General features: G+C 73.5%; 2 protein-coding genes. Both read left to right on the forward strand.

The features are described from left to right. Positions 1 to 26: 26 nt before the first annotated feature. A complete protein-coding gene (gene meaB, locus GL263_RS26540) occupies positions 27 to 1,022 on the forward strand; it encodes a methylmalonyl Co-A mutase-associated GTPase MeaB (protein ID WP_182858279.1) in 996 nt (331 codons plus the stop codon). A gap of 12 nt (positions 1,023 to 1,034) precedes the next feature. Continuing rightward, positions 1,035 to 1,390: hypothetical protein (locus GL263_RS26545; protein WP_182858280.1), on the forward strand; the 356-nt coding region annotated here is incomplete at its 3' end.

Below are 1,390 nucleotides of genomic sequence, written 5' to 3' on the forward strand. Positions count from 1 at the left end.
CCACCGACCTGTGAGCCTGTGAGCTGATGCCGCCGAAGATCGACATCGACGCCTACGTCCAGGGCGTCCGCGAGGGATCACGGGCCTACGTCGCCCGTGCCATCACCCTCGTCGAGTCCACCCGCGCCGACCACCGCGAACTCGCCCAGCAACTCCTCGTCGAACTCCTCCCCTTCACCGGGCACGCCCGCCGCGTCGGCATCAGCGGCGTACCCGGCGTCGGCAAGTCCACCTTCATCGACTCCCTCGGCACGCTCCTCACCGGGCGCGGCCACCGCGTCGCCGTCCTCGCCGTCGACCCCTCCTCCGGCCGCACCGGCGGCTCCATCCTCGGCGACAAGACCCGCATGGCCCGCCTCGCCACCGACCCGAACGCGTTCGTCCGGCCCTCCCCGAGCGCCGGCACGCTCGGCGGCGTCGCCCGCGCCACCCGCGAGACCATGGTCGTCATGGAGGCCGCCGGCTACGACGTCGTCCTCGTCGAGACCGTCGGCGTCGGCCAGTCCGAGACCACCGTCGCCGCCATGGTCGACTCCTTCCTCCTCCTCACCCTCGCCCGCACCGGCGACCAGCTCCAGGGCATCAAGAAGGGCGTGCTCGAACTCGCCGACGTCGTCGCCGTCAACAAGGCCGACGGCCCCCACGAACGCGAGGCCCGCGCCGCCGCCCGCGAACTCGCCGGCGCCCTGCGCCTGTTGCACGCCTCCGACGCCGAGGACCGGGAAGCCTGGAACCCGCCCGTCCTCACCTGCAGCGCCCGCGACGACAAGGGCCTCGACGAGGTCTGGGACCGCCTCGAACAACACCGCGCCGTCCTCGACGCCACCGGCGCCCTCACCGCCAAACGCAAGGACCAGCAGGTCGCCTGGGTCTGGGCCATGGTCCAGGACCAGCTCCTCGACCGCCTCCGCGCCCACCCCGACGTCCGCCGCCTCACCCCCGACCTCGAACAGCAGGTGCGCGACGGCACCCTCACCGCCACCCTCGCCGCCCACCGGATCCTCACCACCTTCGGCGTCTGACGCCACCGGCTCATGACCACGCACCCCGTCGCCGACCTCTGCCGCCGGGCGGCCGCCGCCTGCGACGGCGCCCGCCTGCTCGAAACCCCCGGCCTGTCCGTCCTCCTCGCCCCACGCGAGGGCGCCGTCAACCTCACCGTCGCGTACGGCGACCACGAGGCCGCCCTCTGGCTGGACACCCACAAGTGGTCCGAGTACGACTGGACCCCCGACGACCACACCGAACTCGACGACCTCGCCGCCACGATCAGCGCCGTCCAGCGCGGCGACGCCGAACTCCACTACCGCCGCTCCGGCCCCCACCTCACCTACACCGGCGCCCGCGTCGCCACCCAACACGTCACCACCCACCCGGCGGCCCCCGACGC

Origin of the sequence: Streptomyces durbertensis, from assembly GCF_014156695.1 — a bacterium.
In the GTDB taxonomy this organism is placed as follows: domain Bacteria; phylum Actinomycetota; class Actinomycetes; order Streptomycetales; family Streptomycetaceae; genus Streptomyces; species Streptomyces durbertensis.

Bases quoted from the DNA above. Each gene is read 5' to 3' on its own strand.
- meaB (WP_182858279.1), top strand. From the start codon at position 27: ATGCCGCCGAAGATCGACATCGACGCCTACGTCCAGGGCGTCCGCGAG.